The sequence below is a fragment of the Rhizobium sp. NLR10b genome (assembly GCF_019685435.1).
Lineage (GTDB): Bacteria > Pseudomonadota > Alphaproteobacteria > Rhizobiales > Rhizobiaceae > Rhizobium.
Genome location: NZ_JABDWV010000029.1, coordinates 1 through 21,503, shown reverse-complemented (window position 1 = coordinate 21,503; position 21,503 = coordinate 1). Strand labels below are relative to the sequence as shown.

20 protein-coding genes, 1 pseudogene and 1 riboswitch are annotated in these 21,503 nt (G+C 61.3%); of the genes and pseudogenes, 7 read left to right on the top strand and 14 right to left on the bottom strand.

The window, feature by feature from the left end:
- Positions 1-199: 199 nt before the first annotated feature.
- The 10 genes from HJB91_RS29500 to HJB91_RS29455 form a co-directional block, all read right to left on the bottom strand.
- The gene (locus HJB91_RS29500) at positions 200-964 is read right to left on the bottom strand and encodes a DUF4239 domain-containing protein (protein WP_210629707.1); all 765 of its coding nucleotides are present in this window, start codon (positions 962-964) and stop codon (positions 200-202) included.
- Between the two features lie 131 nt (positions 965-1,095).
- On the bottom strand, positions 1,096-2,226 hold the full coding sequence (locus tag HJB91_RS29495) for a calcium:proton antiporter (RefSeq protein ID WP_210629708.1): 1,131 nt from the start codon (positions 2,224-2,226) through the stop codon (positions 1,096-1,098).
- 273 nt (positions 2,227-2,499) lie between these two features.
- Entirely contained in the window at positions 2,500-3,207 is a 708-nt protein-coding gene (locus HJB91_RS29490) for an SDR family NAD(P)-dependent oxidoreductase (RefSeq protein WP_210629709.1), read from the bottom strand.
- A 162-nt stretch (positions 3,208-3,369) separates the two neighbouring features.
- A complete protein-coding gene (locus HJB91_RS29485; protein ID WP_210629710.1) occupies positions 3,370-3,720 on the bottom strand; it encodes a ribbon-helix-helix domain-containing protein in 351 nt (116 codons plus the stop codon).
- Positions 3,721-3,743: 23 nt separating this feature from the next.
- On the bottom strand, positions 3,744-4,340 hold the full coding sequence (locus HJB91_RS29480; protein ID WP_210629711.1) for a DJ-1/PfpI family protein: 597 nt from the start codon (positions 4,338-4,340) through the stop codon (positions 3,744-3,746).
- Between the two features lie 172 nt (positions 4,341-4,512).
- Positions 4,513-4,905 carry a DUF779 domain-containing protein gene (locus HJB91_RS29475; RefSeq protein WP_221156780.1) on the bottom strand — a complete coding sequence of 131 codons (393 nt, stop codon included), beginning with the start codon at positions 4,903-4,905 and terminating at the stop codon, positions 4,513-4,515.
- 102 nt (positions 4,906-5,007) lie between these two features.
- On the bottom strand, positions 5,008-6,516 hold the full coding sequence (gene adh / locus HJB91_RS29470) for an aldehyde dehydrogenase (RefSeq protein WP_210629712.1): 1,509 nt from the start codon (positions 6,514-6,516) through the stop codon (positions 5,008-5,010).
- A gap of 169 nt (positions 6,517-6,685) precedes the next feature.
- Positions 6,686-7,645, bottom strand: coding sequence for a helix-turn-helix domain-containing protein (locus HJB91_RS29465; RefSeq protein ID WP_210629713.1), 960 nt, complete (start codon positions 7,643-7,645; stop codon positions 6,686-6,688).
- Between the two features lie 181 nt (positions 7,646-7,826).
- Positions 7,827-9,035, bottom strand: coding sequence for a TIGR03862 family flavoprotein (locus HJB91_RS29460; protein WP_210629714.1), 1,209 nt, complete (start codon positions 9,033-9,035; stop codon positions 7,827-7,829).
- Positions 9,036-9,106: 71 nt separating this feature from the next.
- The gene (locus HJB91_RS29455; RefSeq protein ID WP_210629715.1) at positions 9,107-9,529 is read right to left on the bottom strand and encodes a helix-turn-helix domain-containing protein; all 423 of its coding nucleotides are present in this window, start codon (positions 9,527-9,529) and stop codon (positions 9,107-9,109) included.
- A 70-nt stretch (positions 9,530-9,599) separates the two neighbouring features.
- On the opposite strand from HJB91_RS29455, the gene HJB91_RS29450 reads away from it, so the two are divergent.
- From HJB91_RS29450 to HJB91_RS29425, 6 genes are all read left to right on the top strand, one after another.
- A complete protein-coding gene (locus HJB91_RS29450; RefSeq protein ID WP_221156779.1) occupies positions 9,600-11,810 on the top strand; it encodes a heavy metal translocating P-type ATPase in 2,211 nt (736 codons plus the stop codon).
- A 385-nt stretch (positions 11,811-12,195) separates the two neighbouring features.
- Positions 12,196-12,422, top strand: a riboswitch (cobalamin riboswitch).
- 262 nt (positions 12,423-12,684) lie between these two features.
- The gene (gene nrdH / locus HJB91_RS29445; RefSeq protein WP_210629717.1) at positions 12,685-12,906 is read left to right on the top strand and encodes a glutaredoxin-like protein NrdH; all 222 of its coding nucleotides are present in this window, start codon (positions 12,685-12,687) and stop codon (positions 12,904-12,906) included.
- 13 nt (positions 12,907-12,919) lie between these two features.
- Positions 12,920-13,333, top strand: coding sequence for a class Ib ribonucleoside-diphosphate reductase assembly flavoprotein NrdI (nrdI, locus tag HJB91_RS29440; protein WP_210629718.1), 414 nt, complete (start codon positions 12,920-12,922; stop codon positions 13,331-13,333).
- Positions 13,312-15,480 carry a class 1b ribonucleoside-diphosphate reductase subunit alpha gene (nrdE, locus tag HJB91_RS29435; protein WP_221156777.1) on the top strand — a complete coding sequence of 723 codons (2,169 nt, stop codon included), beginning with the start codon at positions 13,312-13,314 and terminating at the stop codon, positions 15,478-15,480. The genes nrdI and nrdE overlap by 22 nt, the downstream gene beginning before the upstream one ends.
- 174 nt (positions 15,481-15,654) lie before the next feature.
- A complete protein-coding gene (gene nrdF / locus HJB91_RS29430) occupies positions 15,655-16,629 on the top strand; it encodes a class 1b ribonucleoside-diphosphate reductase subunit beta (RefSeq protein WP_221156775.1) in 975 nt (324 codons plus the stop codon).
- Positions 16,630-16,729: 100 nt separating this feature from the next.
- Positions 16,730-17,953: an adenylate/guanylate cyclase domain-containing protein gene (locus tag HJB91_RS29425; RefSeq protein ID WP_221156773.1), complete on the top strand. Its 1,224-nt coding sequence runs from the start codon at positions 16,730-16,732 to the stop codon at positions 17,951-17,953.
- A 108-nt stretch (positions 17,954-18,061) separates the two neighbouring features.
- Here HJB91_RS29425 and queE read toward each other — a convergent pair whose 3' ends face one another.
- The 4 genes from queE to HJB91_RS29405 form a co-directional block, all read right to left on the bottom strand.
- Positions 18,062-18,790 (bottom strand): 7-carboxy-7-deazaguanine synthase QueE, encoded by a 729-nt coding sequence (gene queE / locus HJB91_RS29420; RefSeq protein WP_210629722.1) that lies wholly within the window; start codon positions 18,788-18,790, stop codon positions 18,062-18,064.
- Positions 18,787-19,143 (bottom strand): 6-carboxytetrahydropterin synthase QueD, encoded by a 357-nt coding sequence (gene queD, locus HJB91_RS29415; RefSeq protein ID WP_221156771.1) that lies wholly within the window; start codon positions 19,141-19,143, stop codon positions 18,787-18,789. Before queD ends, queE begins: the two co-directional genes overlap by 4 nt.
- Entirely contained in the window at positions 19,143-19,853 is a 711-nt protein-coding gene (gene queC, locus HJB91_RS29410; protein ID WP_210629724.1) for a 7-cyano-7-deazaguanine synthase QueC, read from the bottom strand. Before queC ends, queD begins: the two co-directional genes overlap by 1 nt.
- Before the next feature lie 85 nt (positions 19,854-19,938).
- Entirely contained in the window at positions 19,939-21,003 is a 1,065-nt protein-coding gene (locus HJB91_RS29405; RefSeq protein ID WP_221156770.1) for a LacI family transcriptional regulator, read from the bottom strand.
- A 307-nt stretch (positions 21,004-21,310) separates the two neighbouring features.
- On the opposite strand from HJB91_RS29405, the pseudogene HJB91_RS29400 reads away from it, so the two are divergent.
- Positions 21,311-21,503: pseudogene (locus tag HJB91_RS29400) on the top strand (sugar ABC transporter substrate-binding protein); the annotation flags it as partial.

Sequence of the window (21,503 nt, the reverse complement as noted above, 5' to 3'; positions counted from 1 at the left end):
CCTCGACATGTCAAGAGCCCAGTTTTCGCTGCGTGCCTCGACGGCGGCCCCCACCGGCCTGCCGAAGGTTCAAGGCATGCGATATTATGTCGCGGCATTGCTAAAAATTGCAATAGTCCTTGATGCACAATTGAACTGCTTCGCAGTGTCGAAGGAGCAGTGTGAAGGTCTGCCAGCCCCATCGGAGATCGTAAGCCGGCTACGGTTTACCCAGCCGTTCGAGGGCGGACTGCAACGGTGCGTCGGAAACGCGGACCAAGCCGATGTAAGGATTGGCCATGTCCGAAACCAGGAAGACGGCGCCGGCGACGGATAAGGCGCAGACGAAGAGAATTGACAGCACTGTGGGGTTCGGCGGTGCCTGGAGTCCGAAGGTCGTGAAAAGCAGCGAGAGCCAACAGACGAGAACGGCAAGGAAGGCCCAGGGCAGGCCCTCGCTGCCGGATTCGACCAGCAGCCAGTGGGTTTCGGCCACCATGCCGCTCACATCGAGAGCGCGCGCCTGGAGGGAATGATGCATGGCATCGCGCGGCGACAGCGATCGAAGGTCGCCTTGAACCGCCTCAATGTCCTGGTATTCCCCGGGCGCTTTGCGCGATGGCTCGTCGGTGGTCTCGGCACTCCAGCCGCGACTCAGCCGCCTCTCGATCAGCTGGCGCAGTAACTGGCGGGCATGATCGGTCTCCGGGCCGTATTGCGCCATGACGCGGTCCAGCAGCAGAACCCGCGCAGCCGCCGTCCTCATCTCGACTTCGGCATCGTCATAGCTCGATTTGGCGGATGCGATCAGCAGACCGAGGGCCAAGGCCGACAGCGTTCCGACCACCGCGGTTGCGAGCCTGATGGCATCCTTGGATTCCGGGCTGAGATGATGATCCGGCAAGCGGCCGCGCACCATCATTCCCATCGATGTTGCCGCCGACAGAAAGACAAATACAATCCCGCCAAGCAACAGTGAGCTCAACTCCGGTCTCCATATAATCTTGACGATCCTGCAAGCTGCGATGCTTGCAAGCTCTATACAAGAAATGCGGTCATCATAGCGGAGGACCGACGGAGCGTGGAACTCTTTACTTCTCTGTTCTCGGGCGGAGATCACTGCTGGAAGATGAGAAGCACGTAAGCCAGGAAAAGCACCAGATGAACGGCACCCTGCATGAGATGAGTGCGACCGCTGGCGAAGGTAATGATGCTGACGGCAAGGGTGAGCAGGAGCATCACCAGATCGCTGTGTTCCAGCCCAAGGGTGACCGGGTGTCCGTAAAGACGGCTGACCACGAGCATCGCGGGTACGGTCAGCCCGATCGTCGACAGGACTGAACCCAGAAAGATATTGACCGCGCGCTGAAGATTATCGGCGATGGATGCGCGCACGGCGCTGATCGCCTCGGGCGTCGCGACAAGGATGGCCATGACAACGCCGCCGAAGGCGGTCGGCGCGTGCAGGGTTTCGATGATGTAATCGATCGGCCGCGCAAGCTGTTCGACCAGAAAGACCACCGGACCCATGTAGGCGAAGAGCAGAACGGCATGCGGCCAGACTGGCCGGTGCGGAAGGGCGTGTTCGCCTGGATGTGCGTGGCGATTGGCGTCGGTCGTGAAATAATCCTGATGGCGGCCAGCCTGGAGAAACAGGAATGTGGCGTAAAGGCCGACCGAGACGATGCCCAGTATCAATTGCCGCGGCGCCGATGGATGCTGGCCGTCCGGGCCGGCAAGAAATGTGGGCATGACGAGGCTGAGCGTCGCCAGTGGCACGATGACGCCGAGATAGGCGTTGGCGCCCTGGAGATTATGCTGTTGTTCCGGCCGCCGCCAGGCGCCCAGCAGCAATGACAGGCCGACCATGCCATTAAGGATGATCATGACGACCGCAAACAGGGTGTCGCGCGCAAGCGTGGGATTGTTCTCGCCGTGAATCATGACGGCGGAGATCGCCATGACTTCGATCGAGGTTATGGCGAGCGTCAGAATGAGCGTGCCGTACGGCTCCTTCAGCCGCTCGGCCAGATGATCCGCATGCCGGACGACAGACAGGGCGGAGCCGAGAACGACCGCAAACAGCCATCCGAAAACCACGGCGAACCAAAGCGGATCGGGAAGCCGACGGAAGAGCTGCTCCGGAAAGGCGAGAAATATCAGGCTGGTTGCGATGCTGACGCCGAGGAACCATTCCTCGCGCAGACCGGTCTCGCCGACGGTGCGCAGTGCGGGCCTGTCAGTCATCAAGACCGCCGCAATTCCGCAAATTCCGCCGCAATGCGATCATCAACACCATGGTCCCGCCCGCTGTCCTGCCCGCCACATAAAAGGAATCGAACGAGGCCGTCCAAAAACCAGACAGCCCAACCTTCATGCGGAAAGCCATTTCGCCTTTGTCATTGAAACAAGCTCGACCCAAGCCCGGCCCTTGTCGCCATCCAGAATACAAAAGGACCGTACCTCACGCCAGATGCCACGTGATCGAGGCGCAGACGCTGCAAGCCAGGCAGGACTTTGTTATTCGCGGCCGGTCGCCGGGATCGCAGCGCCGGTGACGACGGCTGCGGCGGGCGAGATCAGGAAGGCGATGAGCCGGGCGATCGACTGCGGCGATACCCAGGCGTGCGTTTTTGCATTGGGCATGGCAGCCCGATTCTCGGGGGTATCGATCGTGCCTGGCAGAATGCAGTTGGCGGTGATGCGGTCGTCGCGGCATTCGGCGGCAAGCGCTTCCGTCAGCCGGATGACGGCAGCTTTCGAGGCTGCATAGGCGGCCTGGTTAGGACCGGCCTTCAGGCCGGGCATCGCAGCGACGTGTACGATGCGGCCGTAGCCTGCCGCCTTCATCGTCGGGAGAACCGCCGCGCTGATCGTCAGCGCGGTGCGGGCGTTTGCCGTCATCATGGTATCCCATTGCGCGGGGGCTTCCGGCCCGACCGGGCCCATCTGAAACCCGCCCACGGTGTTGACCAGAGCGCCTACGCCGCCGAAGCGCTTGACGGCTCGGGCGACGGCGGCGGCGCAGGAAGCGTAATCGGTGAGCTCCGTTCCGGCGATCGAGAGAAACTCGGCGGACGCAGGAAGCTCGCCGGCCAAAGCTTCCAGCTCCTGGCTCGAACGGTTCATGCAGACGAGTTTTACGCCGGCGCCGGCAAGCTCCCGGACAACGGCGCTGCCGAGGTTGCCGCCGGCTCCCGTGACGATCACGGCTTTCTGGTCGTTCATGGCAAGCGATCTCCTGACGGTGCCGGTGCTGGACGCCGCGCATTGTTGGTCCAGGCTGCGCCGCAACGCAACCCCTGCGCAGCCGCGCCAGTCAGGTATCTTGAGAATGCGGGCGGAGCTGAAAGCTCCGCCCGACATCATCCCGGTCTCGTCTACTAACCTTCAGTGATACTTTTCCCGTTCGCGGCCGAGGATGACCGGCGCATCCAACCCAGAGATCGGGCGGGTGACATCTGCCGGGATGTCACCGGTGAGCTGCAGGTCCAGGTAGCGAGCGCAGCAGACGCGCAGGAAGGATGTGAAGTTTCCGAGATCATGGCCGGCATCGATCGATTCATGGTGCAGCCGAGTAATCAGCTGCACGACGTTCATTCCGTCGCGCCGGGCAATCTCCTCAAGCTTCGACCAAAAGAAGTTCTCCAGCCTGACGCTGGTGACCATGCCATCGATGCGCAACGACCGGGTGGTGCTTTCCCATAGCCGCGCATCCGCCTTGATGAAGAGTTCACACATGTCGCCCTCCCGGCGCCGCCTCGTCAGGCGGCGTTGGTTTCAGGTAATGACGAGGCATCGAGCACGGCCATGAACTGCCGCAGCCAGGAGGGATGCGCCGGCCAGGCCGGCGCCGTGACCAGGTTGCCGTCCGAGACCGCATCGGTGATGGAAATATCGGCGTAAATGCCGCCGGCAAGTTCGACTTCCGGCCGACAGGCCGGATAGGCCGAGCAGGTGCGGCCCTTCAACACGCCGGCGGCGGCAAGCAGCTGCGCGCCGTGGCATATGGCGGCCACAGGCTTTCCGGCATCGAAGAAGTGCCGGACCGATTGGATGACGTCGGCATTGAGGCGAAGATATTCCGGCGCGCGGCCGCCTGGGATGACCAGGGCATCGTAATCCTCCGCCCGAACGCTGTCGAAAGTGGCGTTCAGTGCGAAATTATGGCCCCGTTTTTCCGAGTAGGTCTGATCGCCCTCGAAATCATGAATGGCGGTGGCGACGGTCTCACCCGCGTTCTTGCCCGGGCAGACGGCATCGACCGTATAGCCGCAGGCGAGCAGCGTTTGAAACGGCACCATCGTTTCATAATCTTCGGTGAAGTCACCCGTGATCATCAGGATCTTAGAAGCTGGCATCGCATCCTCCTTGGAAACCAACAGACGAAGATTAACAAAGACCGCCCAGCAGCAGGTACTATGGGAATACTACAGGCGAAATTCTCGGCCGGAACCAGGTGAGCATCGCGACGGGAGCGTTCTCGGATCCCTTTCCGGATGTAAAACGGTTGCGTCCATCAAGCGGCAGATATCAAACCGTCCTGACCGTCGCATCCGGGACGGCACAGGCCTCGCCGCCGCCGAAGAGACGGGAACGGGTGAGGAAGCGTTTCTCGCGCCCGTTGTCGAGCGAGAACATGCCGCCGCGGCCCGCCACGACGTCGATGATAAGCTGCGTATGTTTCCATGCCTCGAACTGGCTTGCGCTGATATAGACCGGCACGCCGCCGATCTCGCCGAGCTTGACGTCGCTGTCGCCGACCATGAATTCATTGGCAGGATAACACATCGGCGAAGAGCCATCGCAGCAGCCGCCGGACTGGTGGAAGAGGATATCGGGATGATCCCGCTTGATTTCCGCGATCAGATCGAGGGCCGCATCGGTGGCGAGAACACGCGGTTCGCCGTTGACGGTCGTTTCCATGGTTCTTCCTCCAAGGTCTCGGTTCCCCTGCCCACAAGGGCCCTTGTGGGGAGGGGTTAGGGAGGGGCTTTGACACTCCCCTCCCATCATTCAGAAAGCTTCTCAGAAGAAACCCAGTGCCTTCGGGCTGTAGCTGACCAGCATGTTTTTGGTCTGCTGGTAATGCTCGAGCATCATCTTGTGGGTTTCGCGACCGATGCCGGATTGCTTGTAGCCGCCGAAGGCGGCATGGGCGGGGTAGGCATGGTAGCAGTTGGTCCAGACGCGGCCGGCCTGGATCTCGCGGCCGAACCGGTAGCAGCGATTAGCATCGCGGCTCCAGACGCCGGCGCCAAGACCGTAGAGCGTGTCGTTGGCAATTTCCAGCGCCTCCTTCTCGGTCTTGAAGGTCGCGACCGACACCACCGGCCCGAAGATCTCTTCCTGGAACACACGCATCTTGTTGTGGCCCTTAAAGATCGTCGGCTTGACGTAATAGCCGTTCGCCAGTTCGCCGCCGAGATCATTGCGCGAGCCACCGGCCAGAACCTGGGCGCCTTCCTGCTTGCCGATGTCGAGATAGGCGAGGATCTTCTCAAGCTGCTCCGTCGATGCCTGGGCGCCGATCATCGTTTCCGGATCGAGCGGGTTGCCCTGTTTGATCGCCTCGACGCGTTTGACGGCTTTTTCCATGAAGCGGTCGTAGATCGATTCCTGCACGAGGGCGCGGCTCGGGCAGGTGCAGACTTCACCCTGGTTGAGGGCGAACATTGCAAAGCCTTCGAGCGCCTTGTCGAGGAAGTCGTCATCCTCGGCCATCACATCGGCGAAGAAGATGTTCGGCGATTTGCCGCCGAGCTCCAGCGTCACAGGAATGAGGTTCTGGCTGGCATATTGCATGATCAGCCGGCCGGTCGTCGTTTCGCCGGTAAAGGCGATCTTGGCGATGCGGGGGCTGGTCGCCAGCGGCTTGCCGGCCTCGATGCCGAAGCCGTTGACGATATTGAGCACGCCGGGCGGCAGCAGGTCGCCGACGAGTTCCGCCCAGAGCAGGATCGAAGCGGGGGTCTGTTCGGCCGGCTTCAGCACGACGCAGTTGCCGGCGGCAAGTGCCGGCGCCAGCTTCCAGGTCGCCATCAGGATCGGGAAGTTCCACGGAATGATCTGGCCGACAACGCCGAGCGGCTCGTGGAAGTGATAGGCGATGGTGTCGTGGTCGATCTCGCCGATCGAACCTTCCTGGGCGCGGATGCAGGAGGCGAAGTAGCGGAAGTGGTCGATGGCCAGCGGAATGTCGGCCGCCATGGTTTCGCGGATCGGCTTGCCGTTGTCCCAGGTTTCGGCCTGGGCGAGCAGTTCCAGCTTGTCCTCCATCCGCTGGGCGATCTTCATGAGGATATTGGAGCGCTCGGAAGCCGAAGTCCGGCCCCATTTTTCCTTGGCCGCGTGGGCCGCATCCAGCGCGAGATTGATGTCCTTTTCATCGGAGCGCGGGATGTCGCAGAGTTTTCCGCCTGTGACCGGCGTCACGTTTTCAAAGTATCTGCCTTCGACCGGCTCGCGCCATTCGCCGCCGATATAGTTGCCGTATTTCAGCTTGAACGGCGATTCCACGATTTTCTGATGAAGCATGTCATCCTCCCTTGATGATCCAGGTTCCAATCGAACCAGTGGGAGCAAAATGTGCGCGTTTTGCCGAAGGGAACAGGGTGGAGGATCAATACCGCAGCGCACACTGTCGCAGACATGCGACAGGGTCGCGTTTTGATTGCGATGTCCTATGGAACCGCTGGCGCCTGGTTTAATGCAGGCCCAACTTCTTCATCTTCCGGTGGAGCGTGGCGCGGCTGATCCCGAGGGCGATCGCCGCCTGTGAGACATTGCCGCTGGTGCGCGATAGCGCTCGCAGCAGGGCCGCTTTTTCCGCTTCCACAATCTCTTCCTGTTGTGAGACGGCGGCTTCATGGAGCGCATCGGCGGCGGGGATGCCGGCCGCGATCCGTTTGTCGTCCAATTGCAGCGCGATCCGGGCGGCGCGGGTGGCGCCAAGGACAAGGTCATGCCTGTCGACGGCAAGCAGGGCGGCGGCGGAATTCGCGCTCGTCGGGACCATCAGGAAACGGGCGCCGGCAAAGGCCGATCGAAAGAGATTGAGCTCGATGCGCATCGCCGCGTCGCGCACGGTCTGCGTGAGGATCGCCAGCGTCATCTCGTTGACCTCGTCGCGGCAGGTGGAGATGTCTAGTGCAGCGGCCAGTTCGCCGCGATGATCGCGGATCGGGGCCGTCGTGCAACTCAGGCGGATATTCGAGCAGAAGAAATGTTGATCCCGAAAAATGGCGACGGAACGCTCGTCGGCAAGGGCGGTTCCGATGCCGTTGGTGCCCATGCTCGCCTCGGTCCATACCGAGCCGGTCCATAGGCCAAGATCATAGAAATCCTTGTCGTCGCCGGCAGAGCCCCGGCGCTCCAGCGCAATGCCCTTCCTGTCCGTCAGAAGAATGCAGCAGCCGGCCCTGCCGACCGTGGTAAAGAGGCGGTCAAGTTCCTCGGTTGCGCCGGCGATCAGCTGTTCCGACTGTTTACGAGCGTCAAGAAATTCCTGGTCGGTAAGACGCACCGGCGGGCGTTCGTCCTCGGGAACGAGGCGATGCATGGTCATACACCGCCGCCACGACGCGACGATCGGAGAACTCGCAGCAGCGGAATTCCGTTGCGCAGAGGTATAGACATGCTCCGCATGTGCTGACTGTTCCTGCATCTGCTCCTCCCACGGAACTTCAGCATAGTCTGATGGAAAAGCGGCCGGTTTGCAATTGCACGCTCGGCGGCCTCCCTCTTCGCCCTTGGTGATCAGACGCAGTGCTGAAAAGCTTCAAGGATGGTCGCACGACATCGTGCTCCACTTCATTGATCTAGATCTGGTTCAAGACCAACGATGTCTATCGCGACAGCCGGGCCTCGATGCCGCGCGCGGCTGCCCTGCCGGTCGCAAGGCAGGCGGTGAGGAGATAACCGCCGGTCGGCGCCTCCCAGTCGAGCATCTCGCCGGCGACGAAGGTGCCCGGCAGCGCCTTCAGCATGAAGCCTTCGTCGATGCTGGTCCAGCGGATGCCACCTGCAGAGGAGATCGCCTCGGCGATCGGCCTCGTATCGAGAACCGGTACCGGCAGAGCCTTGATCGCGCCGGCGAGACGTTCGGGATCGGTCCAGTCGCGGGCGGGCGCGAGTTCGCGCAGCAATGCCGCCTTGACGCCGTCAAGCCCAGCGCCCTTGCGCAGGCGGTTTGAAAAGCTCGACTTGGTGTCCTGCCGCCTCAAGTCGCGCGCCAGCCTTTCTGTCGTCCGGCCCGGGGCGAGGTCAAGCGTCAGGGCAGCGTTGCCGTGGTGCTGCAGCCGGTCGCGGAGGCTGGCCGCATGGGCGTAGACCAGGCTGCCTTCGATGCCGCTGCCGGTGATGACGAACTCGCCGGGAAAGGTGCCGGCTTCGGATGTGGCGGTGACCGACTTGACGGGCTCGCCGGCGAAACGCGTACTGAAGCTGGCGCTCCAGCCGACGACGAAGCCGCAATTGGCGGGCCGGAAGGCGTCGATTTCGACGCCTCTCTCGGTCAGCCACGGCAGCCAGGCCGCATCCGAGCCAAGGCGCGGCCAACTTGCGCCGCCAAGCGCCAGCAGGGCGGCGTCGCAATGGGCGATGCTACGCCCTTCCGGCGTTTCGAAAACGTAACCGTCTTCGACAAGGCCGGTCCAGCGGTGGCGGGTGCGCAACGCAACCCCCCGCTCTTCCAGCCGTTTGAGCCAGGCACGCAGCAAAGGAGAAGCCTTCATCACCTTCGGGAAAACCCGGCCGGAGGAGCCGACGAAGGTCTCGGTACCAAGCCCTGCGGCCCAATCCCTGATATCACCGGGAGTAAAGGCATCGAGAGCGGGACGCAGACGGGCTGAAGCCGTTCCGAAGCGCGTAACGAAACGGGCATAGTCCTCCGAATGGGTGATGTTGAGGCCTGATTTGCCGGCCAGCAGGAACTTGCGAGCGAAGGTCGGCATGGCGTCATAGATCGTTACCGCATGGCCGGAGAGCGACAGCAGCTCGGCAGCTGCAAGACCCGCGGGGCCGCCGCCGATGATCGCAATCCGTTTCTGGCTCATGATGTCTTCGCCCGATTCCTTCCGGCGCAGTTTTGCCGCGGGCGCCGATCACCTGCAAGAGTACAGGTTCGTCAATGGTGAGAATGTGTGCACTGACCGTGGTCGGCGAGAACCTCGATGACGCGGCATTGGTCGACGCGGCCGTGGCCGCAGCTCTCCACCATCATTTCCAGCTCGGCCTTCAAAGCCATCAGGCTGCGGATGCGCTGCTCGACTTCGGCGAGGCGAGCCTTGGCGATGGCGTCGGCCGAGGCGCAGGACTGGTTTGGATCATCCTGCAATGTGAGCAGCGTGCGAATTGCCTCGATCTCGAAACCGAGCTCTCGGGCATGACGAATGAAAGTGAGGCGGCTGATATCGGCAGGTTCGAAGGATCGCTGGTTGCCTTCGCTGCGGCTCGGGGCCGCGAGCAGGCCGATGCTCTCGTAATAGCGCACCGTCGGCACCTTGACGCCGCTTCGGCGGGCCGCTTCGCCAATCGTAATCTTTTTCATGATTTTCTCTTGCACCTCTAGTCGCTAGAGGATGTAGGAGGGGTGCTTCTGTTTGACAAGGAAGCGCATCATGGTTGAGACGAGCGAGACACGATACAGGGTCGGCGGCATGGATTGCGCTGCCTGCGCGACCAAGATCGATACCGCGGTCAGGCGCGTAGCAGGTGTTGTCGATGTCTCCGTCTCGGTGGTGACGGGCACCATGACCGTCCGGCATGACGGCAGCAGCGATCTCAAGGCAGTCCAGAGGAAGGTGACGGGGCTTGGTTATTCCGTCTCGCCGTTTACCGGAAATGCGAAGCTCGCGCGTGAAGACCGCCCGCACCATCATCACGATCATACCGCTCATGATCACGACCATGCCCATGACGACGAGAAGGAAATTGACGGCCGGCATGGGGACGACCATGCGCCGATGGCCGGTCGCTGGTGGCGGAGCAGGAAGGGCCGGCTGACCATTTTTTCGGGTGGAGCGCTCGTTGCCGCCTATGCCGTCGGCCATGTGGTGCCGGCGAGTGCGTCCTACGCCTTCTTCGTCGCGATACTGGTCGGTCTGCTGCCGATTGCGCGGCGAGCCGTCATGGCGGCTTTGTCCGGCACGCCGTTTTCGATCGAGATGCTGATGACGATCGCCGCCGTCGGCGCCGTCATCATCAATGCGGGCGAGGAAGCGGCGACCGTCGTCTTCCTGTTCCTCGTCGGCGAGTTGCTCGAAGGCGTGGCGGCGGGCAAGGCGCGCGAAAGCATCCAGTCGCTGACGGCCCTGGTGCCGAAAACCGCGCTGCTCGAAGACAATGGCCAGATGCGGGAGGTGCCGGCGGAAAGCCTTGCCGTCGGCGCGGTCATCATGGTTCGCCCCGGCGACCGCATTTCGGCGGACGGCGTCATCGTCTCAGGCGAGAGTGCGATCGACGAGGCCCCGGTGACGGGCGAGAGCACGCCGGTGCGCAAGGGCGTCGATGCCGGCGTCTATGCCGGTACGGTCAACGGTGATGCGGTGCTCAGGGTTCGCGTCACGGCGGCCGCTGCCGACAATACCATCGCCCGCGTCGTCAAGCTGGTGGAAGAAGCGCAGGAATCGAAGGCGCCGACGGAGCGCTTCATCGATCGGTTCTCTCGCTATTACACGCCGGGCGTGGTCGTCGTCGCCGCACTTGTCGCGGTCGTTCCGCCGTTGTTTCTCGGCGGCGCGTGGGGTGAATGGATCTACAAAGGCCTTGCCATCCTGCTGATCGGCTGCCCCTGCGCGCTCGTCATTTCGACGCCGGCGGCGATCGCCGCTTCGCTGTCGGCGGGCGCGCGGCGCGGGCTCTTAATGAAGGGCGGCGCGGTGCTGGAGACGCTCGGCACGGTGACGATGGTCGCCTTCGACAAGACAGGCACGTTGACGGAAGGCAAGCCTCGGGTGACGGACATTGTTTCCTTCGGATTGGGCGAGGCGCAGCTCCTGTCGCGCGCGGCTGTGCTCGAGCAGGGCTCCAGCCATCCGCTGGCACTGGCGATTCTCCACCGCGCCAAGGCGGACGGCGTGCCCGTGCCGCCGGCCTTCGAACTGGAAGCGCTGCCGGGCAACGGTGTCACCGGCAAGGTCGGCGGCGAGACATTGGATCTCTTGTCGCCGCCCGCCGCCCGCGAGTGCGGGGCGCTGAACGGGGAGCAGGAAGCGCGTATTGCAGGGCTCAATGATGAGGGCAAGAGCGTATCGGTGCTGCTCGTCAATGGCACTGCGGCCGGCCTGATCGCCATGCGCGACGAGCCGCGCGAGGATGCCGGGGCGGGGCTCTCCGCGCTCAAATTGGCCGGTGTCAAGGCGATGATGCTGACCGGCGACAACAAGCGGACGGCGGCAGCCGTCGCCGGCATGCTCGATATCGACTGGCGCGGCGAGATGATGCCCGAAGACAAGCAGCGGGTCGTCGGCGAATTGAAGCGTCAGGGCTTCGTCGTCGCCAAGGTCGGCGACGGCATCAACGACGCGCCGGCGCTCGCCGCCGCCGACATCGGTATCGCCATGGGCGGCGGCACCGATGTGGCGCTGGAGACCGCGGATGCCGCCGTGCTGCATGGACGCGTCGGCGACGTGGCGCGGATGATCGCGCTTTCCAAGCGGACGATGCGCAATATCCTTGAGAATATCACCATTGCGATCGGGCTGAAGGCTGTCTTCCTGGTGACGACGATCGCCGGCATGACCGGGCTCTGGCCGGCGATCCTCGCCGATACCGGTGCCACGGTGCTGGTGACGATCAACGCGCTCAGGCTGCTTCGTGTACGGGGATGAATGTTTTGCCGGTGGCGGTTTGAAGACCAGCGATTCGGGGCCGGTCATCCGTTAGGTCGGCGCTCAGTTTGCTGACAAGGTCTCATGCTCGGCCTTGTGCCGAGCATCTCACCACTGCAATTATCTGGCAGGAAAGCTCTTATTTTCAGAATGGACCTGGGTGGATCGTCGGCACAAGGCAGCACAAGGCCGAGGATGACGTCGCGGGTTTTGCGTCGTCTATCCGCAGCCTGGCAGCTGGCTATAGGCCAGCCCCACCACGGTCATCTCCAAGCCTGTTTTCGTTAAGCTTTCGTTGTCCATGTTTTTCACAGGAATGCAGCGATTTCAAACCTGCCGTAACGCAATGCACAAACCATCCGTTGACGTGAATTACGATTCGCGTACTATATCTAGTGTTCAAGGTTCCTTCGATTCGTGAGGATCGCGGGCTAAGACGGGAATACGGTGCGCTGCGCCATCATGGTGCGACAATGCCGGAGCTGCCCCCGCAACTGTAAGCGGCGAGCAACTGTCCGATTTCAGGTCACTGGAGCATGATGCTCCGGGAAGGCTGGGGCAGGGTGCTTCGACCCGTGAGCCAGGAGACCTGCCTCGAACGAAACGTCCACGGGCGGGGTGTCCGGAAGGTCGCGTGCATGAAGCGGAATGATCCGTGTCTGTTGCGCTGCCCCGAACGTCCGCATGAGCATTTCGGGGGTTTGAAGTCATGTCGAGAACATCAAAGCCGCCGCCCGTGCACATCCTGCGAGGGATGATGTCGGGCGTTTAAAGCGCCAACTTTGCCAGATCATTATCAAGCGTTGCCCCGGACGTCGCACGGCGCCCGATCCCAGTCCTGTGTCCTGCATTCACTGACATCACGAGGAAGATGATGAGCGTTACCGTTTACAGCAAGCCGGCCTGTGTCCAATGCACGGCCACTTACCGCGCCCTCGATCGCCTGGGCGTCGATTATGAGATCGTCGATATTTCCGAGGATGCCGAAGCGCTCGATCGCGTGCTTGGCATGGGCTACATGCAGGTTCCGGTCGTCGTTGCCGGCGAGCAGCATTGGGCGGGCTTCCGCCCCGACATGATCAGCGCGCTCTCCTGACCGGAGAAAAGCGGTGGGGCTGATCGTCTATTATTCCAGCCGATCCGGGAACACCCATCGTTTCGTCGAGAAGTTGGGATTGCGCGCGACGCGCATTCCCGTCGGCGCTGAAGACATCCACATTCGCGAACCCTATGTGCTGATCTCGCCCACCTATTGTGGGGACGGCGGCCCAGGGATCGTCAAGGGCGCCGTGCCCAAGCAGGTGATCCGTTTCCTCAAAGAGGCGGAAAACCGCTCCAACATCCGCGGCGTGATTGCCGCGGGCAACAGCAATTTTGGCGAGACCTACGGGCTTGCCGGCGACGTCATCTCGAAGAAGTGCCAGGTGCCGTACCTCTACCGGTTCGAGCTCCTGGGAACAGCCGAGGATGTCGCCAATGTCAAAGACGGGATGGGACGATTTTGGACACGGGAACAAATCTGACGCGGGATACAGGCGCAAAACCACTTAAAGCGGCCGAAACACTCGACTATCACGCACTGAACGCGATGCTGAACCTCTATGACGATGAGGGCAGGATCCAGCTCGACAAGGACCGCATGGCGGCCAAGCAGTATTTCCTGCAGCATGTGAACCAGAACACCGTGTTCTTTCACAATCTCCGGGAAAAGCTCGATTACCTCGTGACCGAGGGCTATTACGAGCGGGAGGTTCTCGACCAGTATTCCTTCAATTTCGTCCGCGGCCTGTTCGATCAGGCCTATGCGCGGAAATTCCGCTTCCCGACCTTCCTCGGCGCTTTCAAATATTACACCAGCTATACGCTGAAGACCTTCGACGGAAAGCGCTATCTCGAGCGCTATGAGGACCGCATCTGCATGGTGGCGCTGACCTTGGCGCGGGGCGATGAGGCGCTTGCCCGTGACATGGTCGACGAGATCATTTCCGGGCGTTTCCAGCCGGCGACGCCGACTTTCTTGAATGCCGGCAAGAAGCAGCGCGGCGAACTCGTTTCCTGCTTCCTGCTGCGGGTCGAGGACAATATGGAATCGATCGGCCGGTCGATCAATTCGGCACTGCAGCTATCGAAGCGCGGCGGCGGCGTGGCGCTGTCGCTGACGAATATCCGCGAGGCCGGCGCGCCGATCAAGCAGATCGAGAACCAGTCCTCCGGCATCATCCCGGTGATGAAGCTCTTGGAAGATAGCTTCTCCTACGCCAACCAGCTCGGCGCGCGCCAAGGCGCGGGCGCGGTCTATCTCAACGCGCATCATCCCGACATCATGCGTTTCCTCGACACCAAGCGCGAAAATGCCGATGAGAAGATCCGCATCAAGACGCTGTCGCTCGGCGTCGTCGTGCCTGATATCACCTTCGAGCTCGCCAGGAACAATGAGGACATGTACCTGTTCTCGCCCTATGACGTGGAGCGGGCCTACGGCGTACCCTTCACCGAGATCTCGGTGACGGAAAAGTACCGGGAGATGGTGGCGGACGCCCGTATCTCGAAGAAGAAGATCAAGGCGCGGGAATTCTTCCAGGTGATCGCCGAAATCCAGTTCGAGAGCGGTTACCCCTACATCATGTTCGAGGACACGGTGAACCGGGCGAACCCGATCGCCGGCCGCATCTCCATGAGCAATCTCTGCTCGGAGATCCTGCAGGTGAGTGAGGCGAGCGAATATAATGGCGACCTCTCCTATAAGGATCTCGGCAAGGACATTTCCTGCAATCTCGGCTCGCTGAACATTGCAGCGGCGATGGATTCGGCCGATTTCGGTAAGACGATCGAGACCTCGATCCGGGCGCTGACGGCGGTGTCGGACATGAGCCATATCGCCTCGGTTCCCTCGATCGAGAAAGGCAATGACGAGAGCCATGCGATTGGCCTCGGCCAGATGAACCTGCACGGCTATCTCGCCCGCGAACGCATCTTTTACGGCTCCGAGGAAGGCGTCGATTTCACCAACATCTATTTCTATACGGTGACCTACCACGCGATCCGCGCCTCGAACCTGCTTGCGGTCGAACGCGGCACCAGCTTCAAGGGCTTCGAGAATTCGAAATATGCCTCGGGCGAATATTTCAACAAATATACGGAGCAGGAATGGAAGCCGGCGACCGGAAAGGTGCAGGCGCTGTTCGACAAATCAGGCATCCCCGTTCCGACGAGGGAAGACTGGCTTGCGCTGAAGAAGGCGGTGATGGCCTCCGGCCTCTATAACCAGAACCTGCAGGCGGTGCCGCCGACGGGATCGATCTCCTATATCAACCACTCGACCTCCTCGATCCATCCGATCGTCTCGAAGATCGAGATCCGCAAGGAAGGCAAGATCGGCCGCGTCTATTATCCGGCGCCGTTCATGACCAGCGACAATCTCGACTTTTACCAGGACGCCTATGAGATCGGGCCGGAGAAGATCATCGATACCTACGCGGCGGCGACCCAGCACGTCGATCAGGGCCTGTCGCTGACCCTGTTCTTCCGCGACACGGCGACGACGCGCGATATCAACAAGGCGCAGATTTACGCCTGGAAGAAGGGCATCAAGACAATCTACTACATCCGCCTTCGCCAGATGGCGCTGTCGGGCACCGAGGTGCAGGGGTGTGTGTCTTGTACGCTGTGATTTGATTTCGGCCGCGAGCCTTTGCGCGAGTGGCCCCTCATCCGCCTGCCGTTACTTTCTCCCCCGATGGGGAGAAGACATCTGCGGCAGGCGCGACATCCCCTTTCCCCTCGGAGAGAGGGTAGGGTGAGGCGGCTGCGAACGCCAACAATCTATTGGAAAGACATCATCATCATGAACATAGCCGTAAAGCCGATCAGCCGCGTCCGCGCCATCAACTGGAACCGCATCGAGGACGACAAGGATCTCGAAGTCTGGAATCGCCTCACCGGCAATTTCTGGCTGCCGGAGAAGGTGCCGCTGTCGAACGATATCCCCTCCTGGGCAACCCTGACTGCGGCCGAGCAGCAGCTCACGATCCGGGTCTTCACCGGATTGACGCTGCTCGACACGATCCAGAACGGCGTCGGCGCCGTCAAGCTGATGGAGGACGCGGCAACACCGCACGAGGAGGCAGTGCTCTCCAATATCTCCTTCATGGAGGCGGTGCATGCACGCTCCTATTCCTCGATCTTCTCGACGCTCTGCCTGACGCCAGATGTCGACGATGCCTATCGCTGGTCGGAAGAGAATGAATTCCTGCAGCGGAAATCGGCGCTGATCATGGAGCAATATGCCTCTGGCGATCCCTTGAAGAAGAAGGTCGCGAGCGTCTTCCTCGAGAGCTTCCTGTTCTATTCCGGCTTCTATCTGCCGATGTACTGGTCGAGCCGGGCAAAGCTCACCAATACGGCCGATATGATCCGGCTGATCATTCGGGACGAGGCGGTGCACGGCTATTATATCGGCTACAAGTTTCAGCGCGGACTGGAGCTGTTGTCCGAAGAGCGCCGGCAGGAGATCAAGGATTTCGCTTTCGACCTCTTGCTCGAACTCTACGACAACGAGGCGAGATATACCGAGGCGCTCTATGACGGCGTCGGGCTCAGCGAAGACGTCAAGAAGTTCCTGCATTACAACGCCAACAAGGCGTTGATGAACCTCGGCTACGAGGCGCTGTTCCCGACTGAGGCCTGCAAGGTCAATCCGGCGATCCTGTCGGCGCTGTCGCCGAATGCCGACGAGAACCACGACTTCTTCTCCGGCTCCAGGTCCTCCTATGTCATCGGCAAGGCAGTGGCTACCGAAGATGAAGACTGGGATTTCTGAGACTTAATTGCAGTCTCCCCTTATCTTTTGCTTCGCCATCGACCACATTCACGGAAACTGAATTCGGTATTCGTCGGTGATGCGGCGTAGTGGGGTTTCGATGTCCTCTTTTTTGAACAATGCCGGGGCTGTTGTTGAAACGGACGAAGGCACCTGGCCGATCCGCAGGAGGCGGATCCTCGACTGGCTGGTGAACGAGACGCGCGGCGAGCGCTTTATCGACAACATCCTGGTGGCAATGTGCGAGAAGCTGTTGGCGGCCGGAGTGCCTGTGGCGCGCGCGACGCTGCATTTCAGGACGAACCATCCACAATGGATAGGCGCCCGCATCCTCTGGAAGGAGGGCATGGCGGAGGCGAAGATCAACACATTCGCCTATGGTGTCGAAAACACGCCGGAGTTCCTGAAGAGCCCCGTCAACGCGATCCATCAGGGGGCAGAGGAGGTGCGCAGGCAGCTGGAAGGCAAGGCCGACGCCGACGAGGATCCGTTCTTTCAGGAGATGCGTAACGACGGCCTTACGGAGTACATCGCCTGGCCGATCGAGCACACTTTCGGCAAACGCCACGTCGCGACATTTTCTACGTCTCGGCCTGGCGGTTTTACGAGCGAGCATACCGATTTCCTGCGCGATCTCCTGCCGGCGCTAACGCTCGTCAGCGAGATCAGGCTGAAGAACATCATGGCGCGGACGCTGCTGCAGACCTATGTGGGGCCGCATGCGAGCGAGCATATCCTGTCGGGTGTCACGACCCGCGGCAGCGGCGCGACCGTCGGCGCGGCCATCATGATCTGCGATCTGCGCGACTTCACGGCGATCTCGGATCTCTGGCCGCGCGACGACGTGATCCATCTGCTGAACGACTATTTCGACGCCATGTCGGACCCGATCGAACGGCATGGCGGGGAAATCCTGAAATTCATGGGAGACGGGCTGCTGGCGATCTTCCCGTTGGCCAAGGAAACGGCCTGTCTCGATCTGCTGCAGGCGATCCGCGAGGGGCAGGCGTCAATGGCCGAGCTGAACGAGGAGCACCGCCGCACGGGACGCGAACCGCTGCGTTACGGCGTCGGTGTGCATGTCGGTGACGTCATGTACGGCAATATCGGGTCGCGCCGACGGCTGGATTTCACCGTCATCGGCCCGGCGGTCAATGTCGCCTCGCGGCTGGAAAGCCTGACCAAGGAGGTCAGGCGTCCGGTGCTCTTGTCGCGCGCCTTCGTCGAAATGGCGGGTTGCGCGAAAGACATGGACAGTCTCGGCACCTTCCCGCTGCGCGGGCTCGGAGAGCCTGTCGATGTCTTCGCTTTTCCGGCACGCTAGAGCATGTCGCGCAAAAGTGCGCAGCGATTTTGCGAAGCCGAATTGCGTAAGAACAAGGACCCTAAAGCGTGGAGCGAATCGAAAGAGCGCGACACCCTTTAGGCGGGCTCAGACGCCTCGCTTGTTTCCCCAAAGCAGCACGTGCAACTGCGGCAGGACGCGCGGCGCAAACCATCGGTCGACCGTCACCTTCTCGACAAGCCAATGCATGCGATCCATCACGCCGTCGATATCGATGCGCGCGTCGTCGTCTTCGGGCGGCGGCGGTGTATGGTTGCCCGGCTGAAGGTACAGGGGAATACAAGGGTAGCGCTGGCCCACCTCTCGCGCGAATGCGTAGTCGACATCATCAAAGATGACGACTTTCAGCGCGATCTCCGGCCCGCCGGCGGACAGCCGTAGACAGTCGTCGATATCACCCCAATCGGTTTGCATCCCGCTCGACGGCGGCTTGGGGCTCAACACCAGAACATCGAGATCGCGAAACCAGTTCCGCGCCACACTTCCCTGCGTTTCCAGCGCGAAGCGATATCCCTGGGAATGACCGAGTTCGATCAGCGCCCCCAGGGGCTGGATAGCGGGATTGCCCCCGGAAAGGGAAACCGTCAATGGTCTGCTTCCGGAAAGTCTGGTGACCTCCTGCCAGATCGCCTCGACGGACATCGGCATCCATTGATCTCGGAACGCGCTGTCGACCGCGTGAAGGCTATCGCACCAGGAGCAGCGATAATCACAGCCGCCCGTCCTGACGAACACCGTCGGCAGCCCGATCAATGCGCCTTCGCCCTGTATGGTCGGGCCGAAGATCTCGCTGATGCGGATGGTCTCCGCGCTCATGGTCTGTACTCCGCCCAGGTCTTGGGCGTCTCGCTGACACGGACGGACGAAGTTTCGGGGAAGCGCTGCTTGCACCAGTCGTAGAAATGCCTGGCCAGGAACTCGGAGGTGACTTTCGAATGACCGAACACGTCATTCAGATGGCGATGATCGAGAGCCTCGTCGATATAGCGCTTGAGCGGTGAGAGGTCGTGATAGTCGCGAACGAAGCCGTCGTCATTGAGGGTTTCGGCAGAGAGCTCGACGACCACGATATAGTTGTGGCCGTGAAGCCGGGCGCATTGATGATCGCCCGGCAGATGGTCCAGCTGATGCGAGGCGCAGAGATGAAATTCCTTGGTGATGCGGTACATCAACGCACCTCCGTCGTGGCATATTGCGACACCGCCGCTTTCCAAAAGTCGCTGTCCTCATATTCCGTGGGATCGGCGACACCGGCAAGATGGAAGGCTTCGCGGCGTTCGACGCAGGTTCCGCAACGCCCGCAATGGAAATTGCCGCCCTTGTAGCAGGACCAGGTTTCCGCGAAGGGCGTGCCATGTTTTGCGCCATCGGCCACGATCGCCGCTTTGGAAGCCTCGACATAGGGTGCGAGCAGCTTGACGCTGGCATAACCGTCGAGCGCCTCGTTCTGCATGCGCTGGAAAGCATCGATGAAGCCCGGACGGCAGTCTGGGTAGATGAAGTGGTCGCCGCCATGCACGGCGACGGCAACGGCATCCGCTTTCTGTGCGGCCGCCAAGCCGAAGGCGATCGCCAGCATGATGGCGTTGCGGTTCGGCACCACGGTGGCCTTCATGGTTTCCTCGGCGTAGTGGCCGTCCGGAACATCGACATTGTCGGTCAGGGCCGATCCGCTGAGATGGCCGCCGAGGGCGGCGATGTCGATGATATGATGGGGAACGGCAAGCCGCGCCGCGCATTTGGCGGCGAAGTCGAGTTCCTTGCGATGCCGCTGGCCATAGTCGAAGGAGACGAGGCCGATAAGCTGTTCTTCCGCCGCCATTCTGTGGGCAAGCGAAACAGAGTCGAGTCCGCCGGAGCAGACAACGATGGTTTTCATATTTTGGATCCCTTGTTTTGACCGGGTGGGCTGCGACCGGATTACGTGGTGCTTCTAAGTCAAATCACGCGCCATGAAAACAGTTTTAATATGACCGCCCTTCGATCGGAAAGTTGATCTGCGGCGGCAGCAGGAGGTGCAAATCCTCGGCGTCGGGATTATTGATGCGCTGCAGCAGCATGCGGCCGAGATCATCTCCTGCCGCCGTCAAATCCTCGTGGATCGTGTCGACCTTCGGGTGCAACTGGGTGAGAAGGCGGGATGTCTCCTTGGCGACGATGTCGTAGTCGCCGGCGAGTGTGCGGCCGGCATCGTTCATGCCGCTGATGACCGCAAGCGCCGAAACTTCGCCGGGACAGACGAAGCCATCGGAAGCCCCCGGGGCGGCGGCGCGGTTGCGGATGAAGTCGCGAAGCACATCCGCCGGCGTGTCGAGATCGACTGTCTCGGGGATATCATAGGCGACGCCCGCCTGGCGCACCGCCGTCATGAAGCCGTGCAGGATATGTTGGCAGAAGGTCAGCCGTTTCGGCGGCAGGATCACCGCCACCTTGGTGCGGCCCTTGGCGATCAGCCGGCGCGTCGCTTCATAGGCAAAGGTGAAATTGTCGTAGTCGACATAGGGATGCGGTGTCGAAAATTCGGTGCGGCCGTGACAGATGAAGGGAAAGCCGGCTTCGAGCAGCAGGCGGACGCGGGCATCGAGCGGCTCGGTCCGCGTGAAGATCAGCCCGTCGGCAAGGTGGTTGCGGATGATGTATTCGGCGGCTTCGGCGTTGGTCGTCGACAAGAAGTTCGGGGCGACGACAAGATGGTAGGGTGTTTCTTTCAGCGCCTTGGCGATGCCGTACATGATCGAGGTGGTGAAACCGACCACCTCCTCGTGGGGATCGAGCAGGATGGCGACGACATTGGTGCGGCCCGTCTTGAGACGCTGCGCCGCCCGATCCGGAAGATAACCGATCTCGCGGGCGATGCGGTGCACGCGTTGGCGGGTCTCGAGCGAAATCTGCGGCGCATCGGAAAGTGCTCGTGACACCGTCGTCACCGCCAGACCGGCGATGGTGGCGATCGTCCGCAAGGTCGGCTTGCCGCGCTTGCGGGCGAGATCGAGATTTTCGCCGCGATGCGGCCGGGACGGTTCGGTCACTCTGGGCTTTCCATGCTGGAATTGCCGATACAATAACACGATGACTCAGGTGCGCAATCCGGCAATGAAAACGATTTAAATTTTAACACCTCATTATCCTTTTGGACTATTTGAATGTAATTCAACAGGTTATGGCAATAGCCATATTTTTCTCGGGAGTCGAGAAAGGGCTTGACGACCAAGAGCTTATAACGTTTTAAATTGTTAACCGCGCGGAGGAGCGCGGCTTCATGCCGACTGCTGCAATGGCGGGACGCATCTGGTGGCGGGGAGGGTCCTGCCGCCAATTTCAAACGGGAGGAAATTCATGCGCAAGTTCATGAGCTCGGCGGCGATTGCTGTCGTGATGGTTGCTGGTTTGGGTGTGGCCCATGCTGCCGACGTGAAGGAAGTGCAGATGCTGCACTGGTGGACGTCGGGGGGCGAGGCAGCGGCTTTGAACGTCCTGAAGCAGGATCTATCGAAGGAAGGTTTTGCCTGGAAGGACGTCCCGGTTGCCG